Genomic DNA, 18,411 nt, shown 5'->3' on the forward strand with positions numbered 1-18,411 from the left:
GCGGATTGCCAGAAAGGATGCCTATAACGTGCACTGGATTCGTTACACACATGTCATCCTACTGAATTCGGTTATTTTTGCAGGCTCGACTCAGCTGCCAAAGCTCTTGTTGGCTAATCACGCTTGTCATGAAGCAGGACGCCGCACGGTTCACGCTAACGCTGCCGCTGACAACACAAAAACGGGATAAAGCCTATTCATACAAGGCTTTATCCCGTTGGTGCAAGAAGAGGTAACCATTCGAGGTGGATTAACCACCTGAGTTTTACATTTCACAAAGCTGCTTTAACAACTCTATTTTGTTTCGCTGAGCATCGAACATATGAACTTGTTAAATCTGTCAGATTAAAAATTAATTAATCTTCGCTCCCGTTCTCTTCCGCCCAGCGGTTCAGCAATTTATCCGATGGAAGCAGGAAGGTGAAGATACCGATCAGTGGCAGGAAGCTGCACATCTGCATAACTGGAGATACGCCGAAAACGTCGATCCAGTTCCCCAGGACGAGTGCCCCCAGACCGCCCATACCAAATGCCAGACCGGTAATCAGGCCGGAGACGGTCCCAATTTTGCCGGGAATCAGCATTTGTGCATACACAACGGTCACCGAGAAGCTGGACAACATGATGAACCCAATAATACTCAGCAACACGGCTGTCCAGAACAGATTCGCATAAGGCAGCAGCAGCGCCAGTGGAGCGGCTCCGGCCATCGACAGGAAGATCATGTTGCGTTTACCGAAGCGATCCGCCAGTGGACCGCCAAAGAACGTACCAAGAGCCCCAGCCGCCAGGAACAGGAAGATATAGATCTGTGCGTCCTCTGTGGACAAGTTGAATGTATCCTTCAGGTTAAACGCATAGAAGCTGCCGATTGAAGCGACATACCACGAACGGACAAAGACGAGCAGAATCAAAATGGTTATGGCAGCAGCAATCTTTTTACGTAATGCTGGATTGGGAGCACGACGAGCTGCAGCCTGTCTGCGCAAATATCCTCCCGATTGCAGCATGCGTCCATACCAGCGAGCGATATAAATTTGAACCGCGATTCCCGCAGCAGCAATGCCCGTGAAGCCGATGGCACCGAACAACCCAAACGGGATGAAAATCCATCTGGTAAGCAATGGAGCCAGAGACTGACCTGCATTGCCACCTACCTGGAAGATTGACTGAGCGAGACCCCGACGAGGCCCGGCGGCCATATGGGATACCCGTGAACCCTCTGGATGGAACGCCGCCGAACCGAGACCAACAAAGATGACGGAGATCAGGACAGCCATATAACTGTCGGCGAAGGCAAGCAAAAGCATACCGGTGAACGTAAAGCCCATGCCGATGGGCAGAATGGAAGGTGTTGGTTTTTTATCAGCAAACCAGCCTACAACAGGCTGCATGATGGACGCAGTAAAGTTAATAGCAAACGAAATCCATCCGATCTGTGTATACGTGAGATGCATGGAGTCTTTCAGAATCGGAAAAATAGCCGGAATGACCGATTGGATTGAATCGTTGAACAAATGGACCAGACTGATGGCAATTAAGATCCGGTAAACGGTACCTTGTGCATCCAATCCGGGTGGAGCTTTCGAACGCGCAGCGGCGTCTTTGGATAATGAATTTTGCATGGACATGAACAGTTCTCCTTTGGTCGCGGTCACGAGGGATCAGCGCCTGATGATGTGATGTGCCTAAGCATATTGTTACATAATAGGACAGATTTGAAAGGTCGACAAGGGGAACAGGTGAAATTAACCTTTTCATTATAATGTAAACTATTGATATACTTTAAAGAATCTACTATTAAAGTATACTAAATCAGAAATGATAAAGGACTGATCAATATGAGATCGCTATCGCCATATATTCTTGCCAAACGTAATTTGGCGATGACCATTCTATTTATGGCAGTCATGACTTTTCTGACTATCTATGTTGCCTCTACGTCTCTGTACTTTGCTATCGGATTTTTTGTGGTTGTTCAGTCTATTGGTGTACTTATGCTGAGACATTACATCAAAAAAGTGAAAGAACTGAAGGAAGATCATAGTACTTGAATGTTAGTCCAATCATACGATTGATTGCTAACGCTCACGTTCCATAGCATACAAAAAAACAAAAGCCGAACTTCTTCGGATAGAAGAGTTCGGCTTTTGTTTGTTCTATAATTTTATTTTGCACAAAGCATAATTGATGTAACTGCCAAATTAACGATTATCAATCGTCTCCGGGTACATATCATGATTCATCATGCGGTGTTCAGCCATTTGCTCATATTTCGTACCTGGTTTGCCGTAGTTGGTGTACGGGTCGATGGAAATGCCGCCGCGCGGCGTGAATTTGCCCCATACTTCAATATAGCGTGGGTCCATCAGCTTAATCAGGTCGTTCATGATGATATTCACACAATCCTCGTGGAAATCACCATGGTTGCGGAAGCTGAACAGGTACAGCTTGAGCGATTTGCTCTCCACCATTTTCACATCCGGAATGTAGCTGATATAGATCGTCGCAAAATCCGGCTGACCCGTAATCGGGCACAGGCTGGTGAACTCCGGGCAGTTGAATTTGACAAAATAATCACGGTACGGATGCTTGTTATCAAAATTCTCCAGGATTCCCGGATCATATTCAAACGTATATTTTACACCCTGGTTACCCAGTAATGTTAGATCTTGCATTTCATCAGGTTGTCTCATCGGTTCTTAAACGCTCCTTGTTTCCGTCAAAGCCCGAAGCCTCGCGGTATATATGAATAGGCGATTTTGCCTGTCTAATTCTTTTCTTTCATTAACTGAGGACAATTCATTCTCATCCTTACATCATGCCGCCCATTCCACCCATATAGCCCATCAGACGCCGCGCTTGTTGCCCCACACAAGGGTATGCAGCTGTGGCAGCACACGAACGTCGTTCAGATCATCGGATGCACTAACTTGATCAATCAGCCATTCATAACGGGCAAGCAGCGAAGATGCCAGATCTGGCGTATCGGCAGAAGTGACATCCGGGTTCCCGGTCTGCAAAAATAAATCCGTGCCCGGATACCGTGCATGCACACGGCGGGCATAGTCCAGGTCTGTTTCATCGAAAATCACGATTTTCAGACTGTGGCTTCGTTCCATCGGGCGAGCAGCCAATCTTTGGATCAGATCATCCAGCACAGCCCAGTCAGTGTTCATGCCTGAACTGGGTGGCTTGGGCGAGACGGTGACTTCGTCAATGTCCGCCAGCCAAGGCTGCCAACGGGAGCCCTGCGTTTCTACCGCGGTGCGGATACTGTTCTCCCGTAGCAGCTTAACCAATCCGCCCAGTGAAGCGAGCAGGGCAGGATTGCCACCTGAGATGGTCACATGGGAGAAGCGTGATCCGCCAACGCGGCGCAGCTCGTTCCACACGTCCTCCGGCGTAATCATCCGAATCAGATCCTTGCCGCTGCCGTCCCAAGTAAAGGCCGAATCACACCAGGAGCATCGATAATCACAGCCCGCGGTGCGGACGAACATCGTTTTCTGCCCAATAACCATGCCTTCACCTTGAACCGTAGGACCGAAAATTTCCATTACAGGAATGCGAGCCTGTTTGCTCTGTTCCACACTACTCATCGATCATCCACTCCCGTCTAGCCTCGGCGTAACTGGTTGGCGTCTCGTATAAGCGGACAAACTCTGTTCGACCACCCTCAGTTAGTGCGGCATACGGTTCGGTCTGCAAGGCATGTTCCATCTGCTCGAACAACCAGACGACCATATTTTCAGCAGTTGTGTTCATGAGGGGAAGGGTTTCGTTCAAATACTGATGATCCAGATACCCTTCAATTTGTGTTTTCCATATCTCCTTGATATGTCCAAAATCAACCGTCAGTCCGGTCTCACCCGGGTAACCGCTAATGCCAAAAACAACTTTATACGTATGCCCGTGCAAATTCTTGCACTTGCCTTCATAACAATGCAGATGATGCGCAGCGTCAAACGTAAACTCCTTGCTGACAAGTACACGTTTACGATGATAGCGAAGCTGTGCAGGGAGGATGTCTTCACCAATCCGCTGCAATCGTTCCACAATACGAAATGTTCCGGGCTCTCTCATCGTACGTCTGCTCCCGCAGTTCCAACTATAGCAGAATCAGTGCGTTGCTCCAGATAGCGATCTAGTCCGGCTTTGCGCAGTTTGCAGGCAGGACATTCTCCGCAGCCATCGCCGATAATCCCGTTATAACAGGTCAGTGTGCGCTCCCGCACATAGTCGAAGGCACCAAGCTCATCCGCCATTTTCCATGTTTGGGCTTTGTCCAACCACATCAGTGGGGTGTGAATAACAAACGGGTAGTCCATGGACAGATTCAGCGTTACATTCATCGATTTCACAAAGGAATCCCGACAATCCGGGTAACCGCTGAAATCCGTTTCGCATACACCTGTGACTAGGTGACGAGCCCCTTTTTGCTTCGCCATAATGGCTGCAAAACTGAGGAACAGCAAATTCCGCCCATCGACGAACGTACTCGGTAGTTCACCTTCTTCATGCGTAATCTCCACATCCGTACGAGTGAGAGCATTGGGCGCGAGTTGGTTTAACAAACTCATATCCAGTACCGTTTGCTGTACACCCAGATCGCGGGCGATCTCTGCGGCGCATTCAATCTCCAGCTTGTGACGCTGGCCGTAATCGAAGGTAACTACCTCAACCTCAGCAAATTGCTGTTTGGCCCAGAACAAACAAGTTGTACTGTCCTGACCGCCGCTGAATACAACGACTGCTTTTTCTTCGTTCAACATAAAAAAACCTCTCCATCTTCTTAAGATCAATCCATGCACATAGGCACAGAGTGTCGGAAGAACAGAGAAGTTCATGAACTGGCATCCATCAAAAAACACACCTTCTCGTATGCTGCTCAAAAAAAAGCAGGCACGATCTAGTGTCCTTAGTTTTTTACGTACGCTGTTACCTATAATGTACGCAAGACTTACTAACCTTATTAAAGGTCGAGTCTTATAGAGGGAGTTCGCGAACCTCTCCCATGCCATAGGCATGGATTTTCTTCTTCAATTGTCCGGTACAGTATAACACATTTCCAATACGGCGAGCATGCTTTCCATGAGAACCCATTTATCGCCGAGCATAACGTCATCTGGACTCATTTGATTAATACATTTCCAAAAGGAATGACTTCCTTCAGAATGCGCTTAAATAAGCCTTCATCATTCATATCCTGTTCCAGTCTATGGTTTTCACGGCCTGCCTGAAAGAGTACAGAGCCATGTCCTGTCATCTTCCAATGATAGTTCATATGCTGGCTGGCAAGGTTGTTCCCATATACGGTGAGTTCAAGCTGCGCGTTCTCGGGATAGGCGATAATACTGCCTGCATCCACGTACAGTGGTGCGGTAGGGTGCAATTCCTGCTGGCAGACCTGACCTTGTGTCAGCAATCCAATCTTGCCTTTGCCCGAAAATTTCATTTTCACTGCATCCCGAGTGATCAGCATGTTTTTGATTTTCTGAATTTTGGTGTGCATCGTGACGCCGTCAGAGTAGAAGAAAAGGTGGCGGAAGTCGTACAGCAGATCACTGTTCTCGCTCAATTCAACTTCCTTCATGGTGAATCCGGGAGGCAGGGCGGCCACAAATTGACAAGGCCCGGTAATTTCGGATTTGATGAGCTTTTTTTTACGATAGATACCCGAAATATTCATAAATTTATCATTCCGACTGCTGCTTGGGCCGCGAAAAGCGACAATTTGCTGGGGATGGAGAATATGAAGGCGGTCGTCCTGGATCAACGAGAACGTGACCACTTGTCCGGCTCCGCCAGCTTCGGCATTATTCAGGTGTATGTGCATGCGGTTGCTCCTGTTCTTTTATACTCGGCCTGAACGGCGACGCATTCCCCAGCGCATCACCCGAATCAGAATAAAGTATCCCAATATGAGTGAAACGGCTGTGATAATCATCGTTTGAATGCGTTTGGCAGTTGCCGTTTTGGCATCCTGATCATTTTGCAGCTTGCTCACCATGTCAGTCAGTTTTTCGTTTTGCGCCAGCAGCAACTCGTTCTGTGCCTTGAATGCTTCGACATTTGCCTGGGCTTGTCCCAATTGGGCAGAAGTCTGATTCAATTGCTCCAGCGTCTGTTTATAGCTTTCCTGCAAGGCGTTCACTTCTCCAGGAAGTTCGGAGACTCGTTCCCATCCACTATAGATATCGGAGAATATATTGGCATTTGCTGCACTGACTGTTGAAGTCAAAGAAACAGTAAACAATACACATGTGGTGAATAACACCCGAATGAAATAACCCTGAATGGATTTTGGCATGAAAGGCACCTTCTTTCGGTTACATAATCGTTTGCCGATTTCGTCATCATTTGTTGAAATACGGCTCTTACATTATACGTCAAAACCAGGACAATGGGTTCAAGATGATGTAGTTTTAATTACCCTATATGAGAATAAATCAATACATGCGGACAGCTGTTTAATTTTACGGGAGCCGGGGTAATAGAAGGACAGGGCGGCATTCCGGACGGTCCTGACATCACTCTTTTACTTCAGATCCGGGTGCTTGCTATTCATATTAACGAAATTTGTAATTTAATGAGTGAAAACAATATATCCGATTTTTATGAAGATCGTGAATACGAAGGAGTAGAAACGTATGTACACAAATAAACAAGCTGCAACAACCAAAACGATTATGATCACTGTAAATGGTGAGCCAATCGGGCGTGAATTGATTATCGACAGTATTACTTATGCTCCAATCGCAGAACCTGATTCTATACAAAATTCACACAAACTGGGAATGAATACTTCTACGATTTAAGTTAGGACTTGTCATATAAAAGTGGTCTAAAAGCTTGGCATACTGCCAGGCTTTTTCGTCGTTTATTGTCGTAATTACACGGATTTAGGGACGAGAAACTAATATTATGGAAAAATTTCCTGCGAACATATGTTCCGTGACAATATAGTGTCCATTTACCCTGATAACTTAGAAGATAATACATATAAATCGGGGGAGAGACTACCAGTGAACTCAGTCTTTGAAGTATCTTATTCGTGGAATAGAGAGGCCATACCGACAGGGGGAGCGGACCCCGTATATATGATGGTAGAGTGGCGTAATGGTGCCCCTGCCAAAAGACTCAGGAAAATAGCACCCAAAATTGTGTCGCGAGACTTGGAACTTTTGCTCAAACCGGAATTCGGAATTAAGCTTAAAGGCATCTACGGTTGTCGTTCCAAAGAAACGGATATCGGTTGGGTTCTAAGACTTGGAGATGTATACAAGGGAGAGAGTAAACAAATTTTACTCGAATTCGCCATGGGACCTCGTGTATCGGGGAAAAGTGCCGTATGTTCAGCTTATTGGAGTACGCGAAAATTGAAACAAAGCCAGAGAGTACTGCTGCGCAGAGAACAGTTATACATTCAGTACACCAGTCATCTGGGGATGCTGCGCCAGCCGGAAGATCCTAAGGTAGAGAAGACAATCAAATTAAATGAAACAGTTCCTCTGATTAAACAAGCTTTGCGCGCTTATGAAAGAGGTCGTACACAAGAGGGCAGCGACATGCTGCGTCGTCACGCAGATGCTTTGTTAATTGAAGCGGCACGTAAACAGGATCTGGATTATTATGCGGAAGCCGAAATTGTGGAGAAACTTCGGCACCATTACGGGATTACTTTTGATTCCTTGGTTCATAATCGTGGAAAAACGATGTTAGGTGAATAGGGATAAAGAACTAGGGATGTTGGTTCAGAAAGGAATGTTTCTACATAAATTTTTGAAGGTGAAGTCAAGGAATAAGTCGAATGTACTAAACAACATAATAATAAAAAAATGGATGGAGTTGTATCGAATTTATTGAAACAACATCGTGGAGGGTCCGGCAAAATGACAGACCGACTGATCCGATTAATGCGCATTATAACTCTTGTGCAGGCCAAGCCGGGTATTCTGGCCCGTGAGCTTGCCGAGCGGTGCGAGACAACGGAAAGGACGATATACCGCGACATGGAGGCCCTCAGTGCAATGCATATCCCCATCGCCAATATGGGACACGGGAGAGGATACATGTTTATCAGCCATTTTGCTATGTATCCGCTGAATTGGTCTGATGAAGAAGCTCAAGCCTTTATGCACCTGGCAGAAGTCATGGAGAATATTCGTCCGTTGCTGAAGCCTGCTTTTGAGAGCGCGTATGAGAAAGTGGTTGCTTCGAGTCAGAAAAACAAAACAGAGCGAGTGGAATGGTCTGAGCAAATTAGCGGGTTGTTCAAGGTGGGTACTTCTGCTTGGCAAAATGAAAGTACCGAACTTCTGAATCATTCCCTGGTGACCTTGCTTCAGGCTGGAATTTCCCAGAACACTATTGAAGGAGAGTATCTGTTTCAAGGTAAAAAAGGGATTGCACGAATGGACCCCTACTGTCTCATTCCTCGTGAATACCGATTTGATCTGTTGGCGTATTGTCACCTGTCAGAGAAACTGAGGATATTTCAAGTGAACCGTTTGTACAGGGTTCGGATTTTGCCACGCACGTTCCGCAAAGATGATTACCTTTTACAATCTCACTTCCGTACGCCACAGGAACTTAGCGGCAGTACGGAGTGGACTGCATTCAAAATCAGATTCTCACCGCACGCTGTGGAGCGTGTCATGCAGGAGCAGTTTTTTGCACGCCCCATCTTGACGATTGAACCGGAGGGCACGTTGTTGTTTGAAGCCATATTGAGTGATGAAGAAGGATTTCTAACGTGGTTGTCTCAATATGGACCCGATGCCGAAATTCTGGAACCCGAGAAATGCCGTCTCATGATGAAAGAACGTCTGGAACGTTGGAAGGAGATCTACAACTGAACTTCAATGCAGATCATGGCTGGTCTGACTTTGTTCAACATGCAGTCGTATTCCATTATTCTTTGGACTTGAACAGGTGTGCAAGGTTACCGAAAGGAGAATCTTTCTCGTCATCTTCTACACTACTGGAATAGACCACTTTGGATGTGATGCCCTCATCATCTGCGGCGCAATTGGTTTCCAACTTGAACTGATCAAATTGATGTATGAATACTTTGGCTGTATTAATGGCATCATCCAAAGCGCGGTGCTGGGTGCCATCGAATTCAATACCGCACAGTTCAAGAGCCTGAGCGAGTCCAAGCTGACGGAATTTTCCTTCCTTGCGTACTGTGCGTGACCATTGCTGCTGAATATCATTGTGGTTGGTGATCCAGGCTACATCGAGCTGATGAGTGCGACAATGAGAGAGCAGTTTGGTGCGGTCATCTGGTCCCCAGGAGCACATGTAATAGGATTCAGTCCCCATCCAGGCAATAAATTGATTCAGCGCTTCCGGAAAAAGAGGGGCTGCGTCGATGTCTTTCTGCGTAATCCCCGTAAACTGAATCGTATCGGCGGACAGCACCGATTTATTGGATGGACGAACATAAGTATGGAACGTGTCCGACACGAACAGGCCGTTCTCACCTTCCGTTACTTTGACGGCACCTATATCTATAATTTCAGAAGAGTAACGTGTATTGCGACTTACCGTGAATTCAAGATCATAAATAATATATGGCATAGGACAAACTCCTTTATCAATTAATACATGGTTTCTATTTCTCTATATTACAGGGAACGCACGGCCATGTCAGCCATCGCCCAGCAATTCATGGAGAGTGAGTAAAAACCGTTGGGGAGTGTTGAAGTCTCTTTTTATATGAAGTGTATAGGTTTACTATGCCTTTACATTGCAAAAAGGGGTCTTTATAATGGATAAAGTTAGGATGCAGTCCAAGTTTTTGTTGTCATTGTTATGCACAATCGTAGGATCTTAATCATGACATGAGGCCAATATAATCAACATTTCCTGACATGGTGAAAACCGTTGGGGAGTGTTTTTTTTATGGATATTTTTATGGTTAGAGAGGAGGGCGTAATAGCTTTTTGTTGGAAGAATATACGAGTTAGTGATACATTAATAGCTTTTATGAATTTACATTACATAGTGGAGGATTAATTATTTTGGTTAGCAAAAAAATGAAAGTAACAGTAATTACGGTCGCTGTATTTATTATTTTATTTAGTGTAGCTTATGCTGCCTTTTATATCTGGAACAAGAACTATAAATTCAATAATAATTATGTATGGCAGCCATTGGAGACTGTCCAATCGAGCACAACGCTGTCCGATTCTTATAACGTTATTGTTGCTGGAACTGATCCGGAGGGAATTACGGCTGCGTTATCTGCTGCCCGCAATGGGATGAGGGTATTGTTGGTTGAAGCAAGAGATCGCAACATGCTGGGAGGTTTGATGACCGAAGGGGGGCTTAATACGTTAGATTTGAATTACTCCCCTAATCAGCCACAATGGTTGAGCAGTCTTCGACAGCCTGATTTTCTGAATAAAGGGATTTTCCAGGAATGGTTTGACCAGATTGAGGGCAGTTCATTTGATACCCATACAGCGGCTAACGTTTTCTATCGAATGATTCATTCCGAACCTAATATTGATCTTCTGATGAATGTTAAACATTTGGAGCCCATTACTGAGTCTGTCTCGGGAGGGCAAACTACAATTATGGGAATGAACATAACCAAAGAAGATGGAACCATTATAAAAATTGCAACACGTTCAATCATTGACGCTACTCAGGATGCAGATATTGCGGCGGCTGCTGGGGTTCCATATTCCATAGGAAGACAGGACATTGGAGATGGCAAGTCCAAGATGGTCTCTACGCTCGTATTTAAGCTAAGTGGTGTTACAGATGAAGTATGGCAAAAGTTCAGGGAAAGAGAAGGTACGGGTGTTGATAAAATGAGTGCCTGGGGATACGGTGATGCGCGAAAATATGAATCGACTGATCCGCAACGCATCAAAATTCGCAGTCTGAACATTGGGAGACAAAACGATGATACCATCCTGATCAATACGATGCAGATCTTTGGAGTAGATCCGCTGGATCCGGCATCAGTGAAAGATGGGTTGGAAATAGGGCGGAAGGAAGCACCTTTGATCGTTGATTTTTTGAAGAAAAATTACGAGGAATTTGCAGGGCTTCAATATGCCGGAACGGCGGATGAGCTCTACGTGAGGGAATCACGTCACATCTATGGGGAGTATCGTCTGACACTTGCCGATGTTATGGAGAATCGTGATCATTGGGATGCTATTGGATATGGTTCATACGATATCGATATTCAGAGTACGAGTGTGGGCAATCCTGGCACAATTATGCTGAGTCCGGTTCAATATGGCGTGCCTTTCCGTTCGCTTGTTCCGTTGAAAGTTGATGGTCTGTTAGTAGTGGGACGAGCAGCAAGTTATGACACGATTCCACATGGGAGCGCAAGGGTCGTCCCTCTGGGGATGGCTACTGGAGAAGCTGCTGGAGCAGCGGTCAAACTGGCATATGTGCATAAGGAGTCCTTCAGGGAAATCTCAGCTTCTGAGGAGCGTGCAGCCGAATTGCGTAAGATGCTGGAGAAACAGGGCATGGATCTATCGATGCACAGTTTTGAGAAGCCCGAGTACATGGAGCATAAGGATTATAGGGGGTTACTTGCAGCCGCGAGTATGTACATGGCCTCAGGTAATTATAATAATGATGGTTGGGATCTGGATACGGCTATGAATCCGGAACGCTACTTGAGTAAATTGAAAAGACTGCAAGCCATGTTTCCAACCTTTTATACAGGCAGTGCAGATAAAGTTGTTGTGAGTATGAAGAATGCTTCCGCTTTACCTTTAACTCTGGATCAGGCTGCGTATATGCTATGTTTGGCAATGGGAGTTACTGAAGCTGAAACTACACCTGAATTGGCACTTACTCAATTGCAAAAGCAGAACTTCTTAAGTGAGAAAACGCTTGCTGGTATAGCAAACAAAAACGAGCTTACGAACGGAGAAGCGTACATGCTCATCCGTGATGTGGTGGAATATTATTCGGGGGTAGTATTCGAGTGAATGGTTGACAATTTCTTGTAGATACACTATGTTGATCAAAATGATAACAGCGATCAACGAGGACATAATTACGTCAGCCAGCTTCTACAGAGAGGAAACCGCTTAGTGCAAGGTTTCTGTTGCTGTTTCGTTATTCCTACCTCGCGAGCTGCGAAGGAGAAGGCCTGAACTGGCCTGTAACCTTCGCCGGATGGGCCCGTTATGCCTTAAAGGACTGCACATTCACGTTGCATAGGTTGCAAACGGAGAACCGGTTTATGGCCAATGCCTTGATGTTTTGATGGCAGGTCAGCCAGCAAAGTGCAGTTAAATAAGGGTGGTACCACGACACATTCGTCCCTTGACGGATGTGTTTTTTTGCTGTTTACAACCTGATTTACAATAAAATGATTAAAAGTATAAGGGGTGTGACAAGATGCGTCAAAGTGAAATGCTTGTTCCAACATTACGTGAAGCACCAGCAGAGGCAGATGCAACTGGGCATCGCTGGTTACTGCGCTCAGGAATGATTCGCCAACTTGCTGCAGGGATATATAGTTACCTGCCCTTAGGACGTCGTATCTTGCTGAATGTCGAACGAATCGTTCGGGAAGAAATGGACCGTGCAGGATGTCAGGAAGTATTGCTGCCAATCATGCAGCCTGCTGAGCTATGGGAAGAATCCGGAAGATATACACAGTATGGCCCTGAGTTGATGCGTCTGAAGGATCGCCATGCACGAGAATTCGCCCTGGGTCCAACTCATGAAGAGGTTGTGACTGCACTGGCTCGTGACGAGGTTAATTCCTATCGGAAGCTGCCGTTTACACTTTACCAGATTGGAACCAAATTCAGAGATGAACGTCGCCCAAGGTTTGGGTTACTGCGGGGACGGGAGTTCATCATGAAGGATGCGTACTCTTTTGCTTCCGATTGGGAAGAGTTGGACCGCACCTATCAGGCCATGAATACGGCGTATTCGCGTATTTTGGAGCGTTGTGGACTGGAATATATTCGAGTGGAAGCTGATGCGGGCACCATTGGTGGTCAGGGGGAAACCCACGAATTCATGGCACTTGCTGATGTGGGAGAAGATACGATCGTAACCTGCAAACATTGTGGATATGCCGCAAATCTGGAGAAGGCGGGATATCAGACTTCTGGATCTTCCGTGAATAATTCAGGACAAGCGGAAGCTTCTGCTGAGCTAGAAACGGTTGATCAAGCTGATGAGAATGCCGAAGGGGATACCTTGGTTCGTATCCAAACGCCAGGTGTACGAACAATCAATGAGTTAAGTGCATTTGTGGGCGTGGATGCTCAGCACATAATCAAAACATTGCTTTATCAGGCCGATGGTCAACTGGTCGCTGCGCTTGTTCGTGGGGATCATGAAGTGAATGATATTGCGCTGAAGCAGGTATTGGGTGCAGAGGAGCTGATTCTGGCTGATGAAACAGCCCTTGCAAGTCATCCGAATTTAACTGTAGGTTTCCTGGGTCCTATTGGACTGGATCTGCCGATTGTAGTAGATGCGGATGTAGCTGCAATGGAACGTGCCATTACAGGCGCGAATGAAGTTGATATGCACTATTCCAACGTAGTTCCAGGTAAAGATTTTGCTTTGGACAAAGTAGATCGAATTCGTTTCGCTGCTGAAGGTGACGGCTGCCCAACCTGTGGAGAATCGCTGGTATTCACAAAAGGAATAGAAGTCGGGCATATCTTCAAGTTGGGAACCAAGTACAGTGACGCTATGGGAGCATCCTTCCTGGATCGCAATGGACGGCAGTGCGCACCTGTAATGGGTTGTTACGGTATTGGTGTGTCTCGTCTGATGGCCGCTATTGCTGAACAATATGCCGGAGAGGATGGCATCCGTTGGCCGGCAGCCATTGCACCTTATCATATACATCTGATCCCAATGAGCTGGAAAGATGAACAGCAACGCGAACTCACGCTGGAACTGGAACAACAACTATTAGATGCCGGATACAGCGTATTGATTGATGATCGGGATGAACGGCCAGGGGTGAAGTTCAAGGACTCGGAATTGATCGGATTGCCTGTCCAGATTGTTATTGGCCGAGGTGCGGCCGAGGGACAGGTGGAATTTGGATCGCATGTTCTTGCAGCACGAGGTGAATCCAAACGAATCAGTATGTCGGCACAAGAGGCTGTAAGTCAGGTGAAGGAACAACTATAGTCCGGAATTAAAAACTTATTTCCTTATGAAACCGTGCTACGTGTCTCTATATAATAGACCGATGTATAATAGGTCCGGATATTATGCGATAAGAAATGTTTGTGATTATGTAACGGATTAAAGCATTAAAAAGAGGGCTATAGTCATGTAAGAATGCAACACTATTTGCGTATTGTCATACCAAATAACTAGAATTTGAAAAATTGTATTCTGTATACAGTCGGTTTGTTCATAAGAGCTTCAGATGTGGTGTGCCCGTTACGTATACGTGTGCAAATATGCAAAAGATGGACGAAAAGTATGTCGATTCAAATGTGAAAAATCCGCATGAGAGTGGCAATTATGTGGATTTCTTCTATAGTCCGAGGTTGGAGACAGGCAATAAAGTGGTTTCTCAAAGTGAACCCTGGGATTTATTTTTGCAGCAAAGCTATATTCAGGCAGGCGGGGAATGTTGCACATCTTTAGGTGACCGTTTGTTGATAGGAATGATTGGAAAATAGAAAAGGGTGTCCATCAGCTGTTATGGCTTGAGGGACACCCTTTCTTTGAATTTTAATGGTACAACTATCTGCTCGTCTCTGAACTTAAGAAGCTGCAGGCAGTTTCAATTGTTGACCTGGATAAATCCAGTGTGGATTTTTGATCTTGTTCAGCTTTTGCAGAGCTTGCCAAGTGGTGCCGTATTGTTTGGAGATGGAATACAGGGAGTCTCCGGATTTTACAACATGCACTTTGGCTGGAGCTGGTTTGCTTGGCGTCGGTTTCGACGGTGTTTCTGGTTTTGGTGTCTCTGGTTTCGGTGTAGTTGGAGCTGGTGTTTCCGTTACTGGAGCTTCCGGTTCAACCGCAGGAGCTTTTGCTTCCTTGATCCGACCGTCGGTTTTAATATCTACAGCGCCCAGTTTTTGCATGTATTCGATCAACGCTTCATCCATAGCACCGTACATGCCGGACGTTGTGTATTTCGCAAACATCGTGTACTCGTCACCGCCAACAGCAGTGAAATCATTCGTAGCTAATGTGTATGTTGCTTTTGGATCAAGGGCTTTATCTCCGATCATGACGGAGTGTACACGGCTACCTTTTTCAGCGGAAGAATCAATGCTGAAGGTCATGCCGGATACTTGTGGGAATCCGCCACTTGGTTCTGGATAAGATCCTACACCGTTTTCAAGGGCTGCGAGTACATCGGAGCCTTTTACTTCAAGCGTTACAACCTGATTGCCAAAAGGAAGGACAGTAATGATATCACCTTTAGTTACGATACCTTTTTCAATGGAAGAACGAATACCGCCACCGTTTGTGAGTGCGATATCGGCTTTGCTGACGTCACGGATGGCATCTGCCAGCAGATCACCCAGATTCGTTTCACCTGCGCGTACTTGTTCACGTTTGCCGTCCAGCAGAATCGCTGTATTGGCTACTTCTTCTTTCAAAATGGGTTCTTGTTCTTTTTGAATGGAGTTCACCAATGCGGCAACTTTCTCATTCGGCTTGATGTCTTTTGCTTCCGTTTCATCAATCAGTGTTGCTTGTTTTTTCGTTACTTTACCGCCATCAACCCACAGGTCGATCACGCCTACAAAGTTTGTATACTCACCGGCGCTTGCGATCAGTGTTCCGTTATCGGATACAAGTCCATCTTGCAGAACTGTATGGCTATGACCGTCGATGAAAACATCAATGCCAGGCACTTCTTTTACAACTTTGAAGCTAGTATCGGTGCTGGACGCGTCTTGTCCAAGGTGTCCCAATACAACAACAACATCTACTTTGCTGCGAATTTCGTTCACGAGAACTTTGGCTTCCGCAGTTGGGTCTGTAATATCAAGACCTTCCACATTTTTCGGATTTGTTTTGTACATCGTTTCCGGTGTAGTCAGCGCAATGATACCAATCTTCACACCGTCTACTTCTTTAATGAGGTAAGGATCGAAGAGACGAGTTCCGTCTTTCTTTTTCACATTGGCACTGAGCATAGGGAAGTTCATCATATCCGCAAGTTCGATGAGGCGCTCGGAACCGTAGTTGAATTCGTGGTTACCCGGTACCATCGCCTGATAACCGATTTCGTTCATGACTTTGACAATGCTCTCACCGTTAACGAGTGTAGCAAAGGTTGTACCATGCACTGCATCTCCGGCATCCAGCAGAAGGGTATTTGGGTTTTCGCTACGGTATTTGTCCGCAATTCCAGCAACTTTGGCGAAACCCATCGCAGGTGAGGACTCCACTGCGCGTGCGTGCGTGTCATTCGTATGTAGAATAGTAATGTGCTTACCAGTGCCCGGATTGGTATCCGTTGCAGCAGCGGCAATGCCTACACTGCCGAACAGCAAACAGAGTGTTAGCACAAGCGAAACATAAGTCTTCCAGATTTTCATATGAATCAGTAACCTCCCCGAAATAATAATCTACGTGAGCGTTTGCACAACTCATGTTGTATTTTACCAGACTATTATTAGGAAATCTCGTGATTCACGTAAAAATAGGTAACCTGAATGTGACATCTAATTTTCATAGTGGAAGATTAAGAGAGAACTTCACTTGTAAGGAACGCATGTTCTTAAAATGGCTAAAAAAAATGCCGCACTTCACGTGGCAGTCCAGTACGCAAACAAAATTTCTCCAGTGATTCATCCGGCTCTGGCATGACCCCTGAAGTTAGGAGCTGTATGGCAAAGCGATTGGCCTGTCTTTCCAGCTTGCCTGGGGCAAAATAGGAGTGTTCCTCCAGAAAGAAACGGTTGATACCTTTGTGCAATCGGTCATGTCCAAGTTCATGGGCACACACGAAACGCTGCCATTCCGGCGGTAAATCATTGTGAATGACGATAAATCTGCGACGGAGCTTTCGGAAATACAGTCCTTTGGTAGACTTGCCCAGATTGGTGAACCGGATCTGTATTCCAATGGCTCTGGCAATGCTGAAAGGGCAGTTTGTCCGGTGTTTTCGAATCAGCTTTGTTACAATGTCATCCATATCATCTCACCTGCTGCTTTAGTTTGTTCAGCTTGAAATGCTTCATGGGCGCTCGTCCGGATCGTTCGTTTTTTTGCGCTTGTTCATCTGTTTGGCTTCCCAGAACAGACCTGTCAGGACATCCTTGATTCGTTTCTTGTCCTCATCATCCAGCGGGATGCCGTCAAACATCAGATCATCCTCGTCCTCCAGCATCTTCTTAAAGTCTCGACGGTCCTTGTAAGTTGCCCATTCTGGAGCGTCATGGAGCTGACTTGCTGTATTTCCGTTTTCAAGATATCCGGCCTGTTTCATCATATCCGCGTAGGGAATCGAGAGTGCGTCCGAGATTTTGCGGATGGTAGCAGGCTTGGGAACTCCGCGAACCCCATTCTCAATGCGTGAAATTTGCGAGTTGCTGATTCCTGCTGCTTCGGCGAGCTGATTAATGCTGTATCCCTGTTGCTCGCGCAGTTGTTTCAGATAAGGACCAAAAGCGTGCTCCACAATTCATGCCACTCCTTTGATTCGTACAAGTGCTTGTATTATAAAGAAGATAGTTGGATGGGGGAGGTAGATGTGCGTTCTATGCCCGTTCCGGATTCGGATCGTTCTTTTGATCGCTGTTATTCCCGGATTTCCTTTTTCATTTTCTAAAGGGAGAAATCCGGGGATAAAGGCGAACGCTTCGCTTCTTCAGAATCGATTCCGTCTCCTTCACTACGTATGCACGTGAACATACATCTAGCCCATCGTCCAAAACGGAGTAGCTTCTTTATAAAAATCAAATGACTTATACGAGGATCTTTAATTATCTGTACTATATCGTATATATACCATTAGGTAAAGGGATATGAAACAATTATGCCAAAAGGTAAAGAAAATGAGAGCGCGGGTTTTATTTTATAGTTAAAACGACCCAAAATGGAGGTTTACGCCGATCCCCAGAAAGTGGTATCCTCAAATAGAAATACGAACAAAATACGAACAAAATGTAAAGCTGAGACAAGTTGGATGAGTGAGAAATGAATTATTTCTGCTTCATAGCTGACTTAAATTGATTCCAAAAGGCAACAGAAAAAACTTGAAAAATGCCGTTACTATTTCAGAGAACTGGATAACTCTAATAAAAGGAGTAGTTTGTATTAATCCAAAAAGCGGTTCAAATCAGCAATAGGTAGATCGAAAAGCTTCTATTCGTCTATTTATTGTACCCGCAAGCGACTGGAACCGAATAATACAAAATACTAAAGATGAGATGAATGCGAGTTTAACTGACCCTT

At 45.7% G+C, this 18,411-nt stretch carries 18 protein-coding genes; 7 read left to right on the forward strand and 11 right to left on the reverse strand.

The window, feature by feature from the left end; translation table 11 throughout:
- Positions 1-28 precede the first annotated feature (28 nt).
- Positions 29-190 (forward strand): hypothetical protein, encoded by a 162-nt coding sequence (locus RS891_RS06155; protein ID WP_315794778.1) that lies wholly within the window; start codon positions 29-31, stop codon positions 188-190.
- 166 nt (positions 191-356) lie between these two features.
- On the opposite strand, the gene RS891_RS06160 is transcribed toward RS891_RS06155, so the two are convergent.
- The gene (locus tag RS891_RS06160) at positions 357-1,625 is read right to left on the reverse strand and encodes an MFS transporter (RefSeq protein ID WP_113051914.1); all 1,269 of its coding nucleotides are present in this window, start codon (positions 1,623-1,625) and stop codon (positions 357-359) included.
- Between the two features lie 216 nt (positions 1,626-1,841).
- On the opposite strand from RS891_RS06160, the gene RS891_RS06165 reads away from it, so the two are divergent.
- Positions 1,842-2,054 carry a hypothetical protein gene (locus tag RS891_RS06165; protein WP_315794779.1) on the forward strand — a complete coding sequence of 71 codons (213 nt, stop codon included), beginning with the start codon at positions 1,842-1,844 and terminating at the stop codon, positions 2,052-2,054.
- A gap of 150 nt (positions 2,055-2,204) precedes the next feature.
- Here the strand turns inward: RS891_RS06165 and queF are convergent, their stop codons facing one another.
- The 6 genes from queF to RS891_RS06195 all read right to left on the reverse strand — a co-directional run bounded on the left by queF (position 2,205) and on the right by RS891_RS06195 (position 6,313).
- The gene (queF, locus tag RS891_RS06170) at positions 2,205-2,696 is read right to left on the reverse strand and encodes a preQ(1) synthase (protein ID WP_062323912.1); all 492 of its coding nucleotides are present in this window, start codon (positions 2,694-2,696) and stop codon (positions 2,205-2,207) included.
- A gap of 153 nt (positions 2,697-2,849) precedes the next feature.
- Positions 2,850-3,602 carry a 7-carboxy-7-deazaguanine synthase QueE gene (queE, locus tag RS891_RS06175; protein WP_315794780.1) on the reverse strand — a complete coding sequence of 251 codons (753 nt, stop codon included), beginning with the start codon at positions 3,600-3,602 and terminating at the stop codon, positions 2,850-2,852.
- On the reverse strand, positions 3,595-4,086 hold the full coding sequence (queD, locus tag RS891_RS06180; RefSeq protein ID WP_063564568.1) for a 6-carboxytetrahydropterin synthase QueD: 492 nt from the start codon (positions 4,084-4,086) through the stop codon (positions 3,595-3,597). Before queD ends, queE begins: the two co-directional genes overlap by 8 nt.
- A complete protein-coding gene (gene queC, locus RS891_RS06185; protein ID WP_315796196.1) occupies positions 4,083-4,772 on the reverse strand; it encodes a 7-cyano-7-deazaguanine synthase QueC in 690 nt (229 codons plus the stop codon). Before queC ends, queD begins: the two co-directional genes overlap by 4 nt.
- 362 nt (positions 4,773-5,134) lie before the next feature.
- Positions 5,135-5,839: an AIM24 family protein gene (locus tag RS891_RS06190; protein WP_063564567.1), complete on the reverse strand. Its 705-nt coding sequence runs from the start codon at positions 5,837-5,839 to the stop codon at positions 5,135-5,137.
- Between the two features lie 18 nt (positions 5,840-5,857).
- Positions 5,858-6,313: a hypothetical protein gene (locus RS891_RS06195; protein WP_113051754.1), complete on the reverse strand. Its 456-nt coding sequence runs from the start codon at positions 6,311-6,313 to the stop codon at positions 5,858-5,860.
- Between the two features lie 340 nt (positions 6,314-6,653).
- Between RS891_RS06195 and RS891_RS06200 the strand changes: the two genes are divergently transcribed.
- The 3 genes from RS891_RS06200 (at position 6,654) to RS891_RS06210 (ending at position 8,861) form a co-directional block, all read left to right on the forward strand.
- A complete protein-coding gene (locus tag RS891_RS06200; protein WP_315794781.1) occupies positions 6,654-6,821 on the forward strand; it encodes a hypothetical protein in 168 nt (55 codons plus the stop codon).
- A gap of 207 nt (positions 6,822-7,028) precedes the next feature.
- A complete protein-coding gene (locus RS891_RS06205; protein ID WP_146752093.1) occupies positions 7,029-7,733 on the forward strand; it encodes a hypothetical protein in 705 nt (234 codons plus the stop codon).
- Positions 7,734-7,895: 162 nt separating this feature from the next.
- On the forward strand, positions 7,896-8,861 hold the full coding sequence (locus RS891_RS06210; protein WP_315794782.1) for a helix-turn-helix transcriptional regulator: 966 nt from the start codon (positions 7,896-7,898) through the stop codon (positions 8,859-8,861).
- A 55-nt stretch (positions 8,862-8,916) separates the two neighbouring features.
- Here RS891_RS06210 and RS891_RS06215 read toward each other — a convergent pair whose 3' ends face one another.
- On the reverse strand, positions 8,917-9,588 hold the full coding sequence (locus RS891_RS06215; protein ID WP_315794783.1) for a 3'-5' exonuclease: 672 nt from the start codon (positions 9,586-9,588) through the stop codon (positions 8,917-8,919).
- Positions 9,589-10,031: 443 nt separating this feature from the next.
- Here RS891_RS06215 and RS891_RS06220 point away from each other — a divergent pair, with 443 nt between their 5' ends.
- Positions 10,032-11,978, forward strand: a complete 1,947-nt coding sequence (locus RS891_RS06220; RefSeq protein ID WP_315794784.1) for an FAD-dependent oxidoreductase — start codon at positions 10,032-10,034, stop codon at positions 11,976-11,978.
- A gap of 415 nt (positions 11,979-12,393) precedes the next feature.
- Positions 12,394-14,163 (forward strand): proline--tRNA ligase, encoded by a 1,770-nt coding sequence (locus RS891_RS06225; protein WP_315794785.1) that lies wholly within the window; start codon positions 12,394-12,396, stop codon positions 14,161-14,163.
- Positions 14,164-14,750: 587 nt separating this feature from the next.
- Here the strand turns inward: RS891_RS06225 and RS891_RS06230 are convergent.
- The 3 genes from RS891_RS06230 to RS891_RS06240 form a co-directional block, all read right to left on the reverse strand.
- Complete coding sequence (locus RS891_RS06230) at positions 14,751-16,550, reverse strand: 5'-nucleotidase C-terminal domain-containing protein (RefSeq protein ID WP_315794786.1); 1,800 nt, start codon at positions 16,548-16,550, stop codon at positions 14,751-14,753.
- Positions 16,551-16,741: 191 nt separating this feature from the next.
- Positions 16,742-17,149, reverse strand: coding sequence for an ImmA/IrrE family metallo-endopeptidase (locus RS891_RS06235; protein ID WP_113051763.1), 408 nt, complete (start codon positions 17,147-17,149; stop codon positions 16,742-16,744).
- A gap of 42 nt (positions 17,150-17,191) precedes the next feature.
- Complete coding sequence (locus RS891_RS06240; RefSeq protein WP_113051764.1) at positions 17,192-17,638, reverse strand: helix-turn-helix domain-containing protein; 447 nt, start codon at positions 17,636-17,638, stop codon at positions 17,192-17,194.
- Positions 17,639-18,411: the final 773 nt, after the last annotated feature.

Origin of the sequence: Paenibacillus sp. BIC5C1 (genome assembly GCF_032399705.1) — a bacterium.
Lineage (GTDB): Bacteria > Bacillota > Bacilli > Paenibacillales > Paenibacillaceae > Paenibacillus > Paenibacillus taichungensis_A.

Bases quoted from the DNA above. Each gene is read 5' to 3' on its own strand.
- RS891_RS06215 (WP_315794783.1), bottom strand. From the start codon at position 9,588: ATGCCATATATTATTTATGATCTTGAATTCACGGTAAGTCGCAATACA.
- RS891_RS06160 (WP_113051914.1), bottom strand. From the start codon at position 1,625: ATGCAAAATTCATTATCCAAAGACGCCGCTGCGCGTTCGAAAGCTCCA.
- RS891_RS06195 (WP_113051754.1), bottom strand. From the start codon at position 6,313: ATGCCAAAATCCATTCAGGGTTATTTCATTCGGGTGTTATTCACCACA.
- RS891_RS06190 (WP_063564567.1), bottom strand. From the start codon at position 5,839: ATGCACATACACCTGAATAATGCCGAAGCTGGCGGAGCCGGACAAGTG.
- RS891_RS06210 (WP_315794782.1), top strand. From the start codon at position 7,896: ATGACAGACCGACTGATCCGATTAATGCGCATTATAACTCTTGTGCAG.
- queE (WP_315794780.1), bottom strand. From the start codon at position 3,602: ATGAGTAGTGTGGAACAGAGCAAACAGGCTCGCATTCCTGTAATGGAA.
- RS891_RS06230 (WP_315794786.1), bottom strand. From the start codon at position 16,550: ATGAAAATCTGGAAGACTTATGTTTCGCTTGTGCTAACACTCTGTTTG.
- queD (WP_063564568.1), bottom strand. From the start codon at position 4,086: ATGAGAGAGCCCGGAACATTTCGTATTGTGGAACGATTGCAGCGGATT.
- RS891_RS06235 (WP_113051763.1), bottom strand. From the start codon at position 17,149: ATGGATGACATTGTAACAAAGCTGATTCGAAAACACCGGACAAACTGC.
- RS891_RS06165 (WP_315794779.1), top strand. From the start codon at position 1,842: ATGAGATCGCTATCGCCATATATTCTTGCCAAACGTAATTTGGCGATG.
- RS891_RS06225 (WP_315794785.1), top strand. From the start codon at position 12,394: ATGCGTCAAAGTGAAATGCTTGTTCCAACATTACGTGAAGCACCAGCA.
- queF (WP_062323912.1), bottom strand. From the start codon at position 2,696: ATGAGACAACCTGATGAAATGCAAGATCTAACATTACTGGGTAACCAG.
- RS891_RS06200 (WP_315794781.1), top strand. From the start codon at position 6,654: ATGTACACAAATAAACAAGCTGCAACAACCAAAACGATTATGATCACT.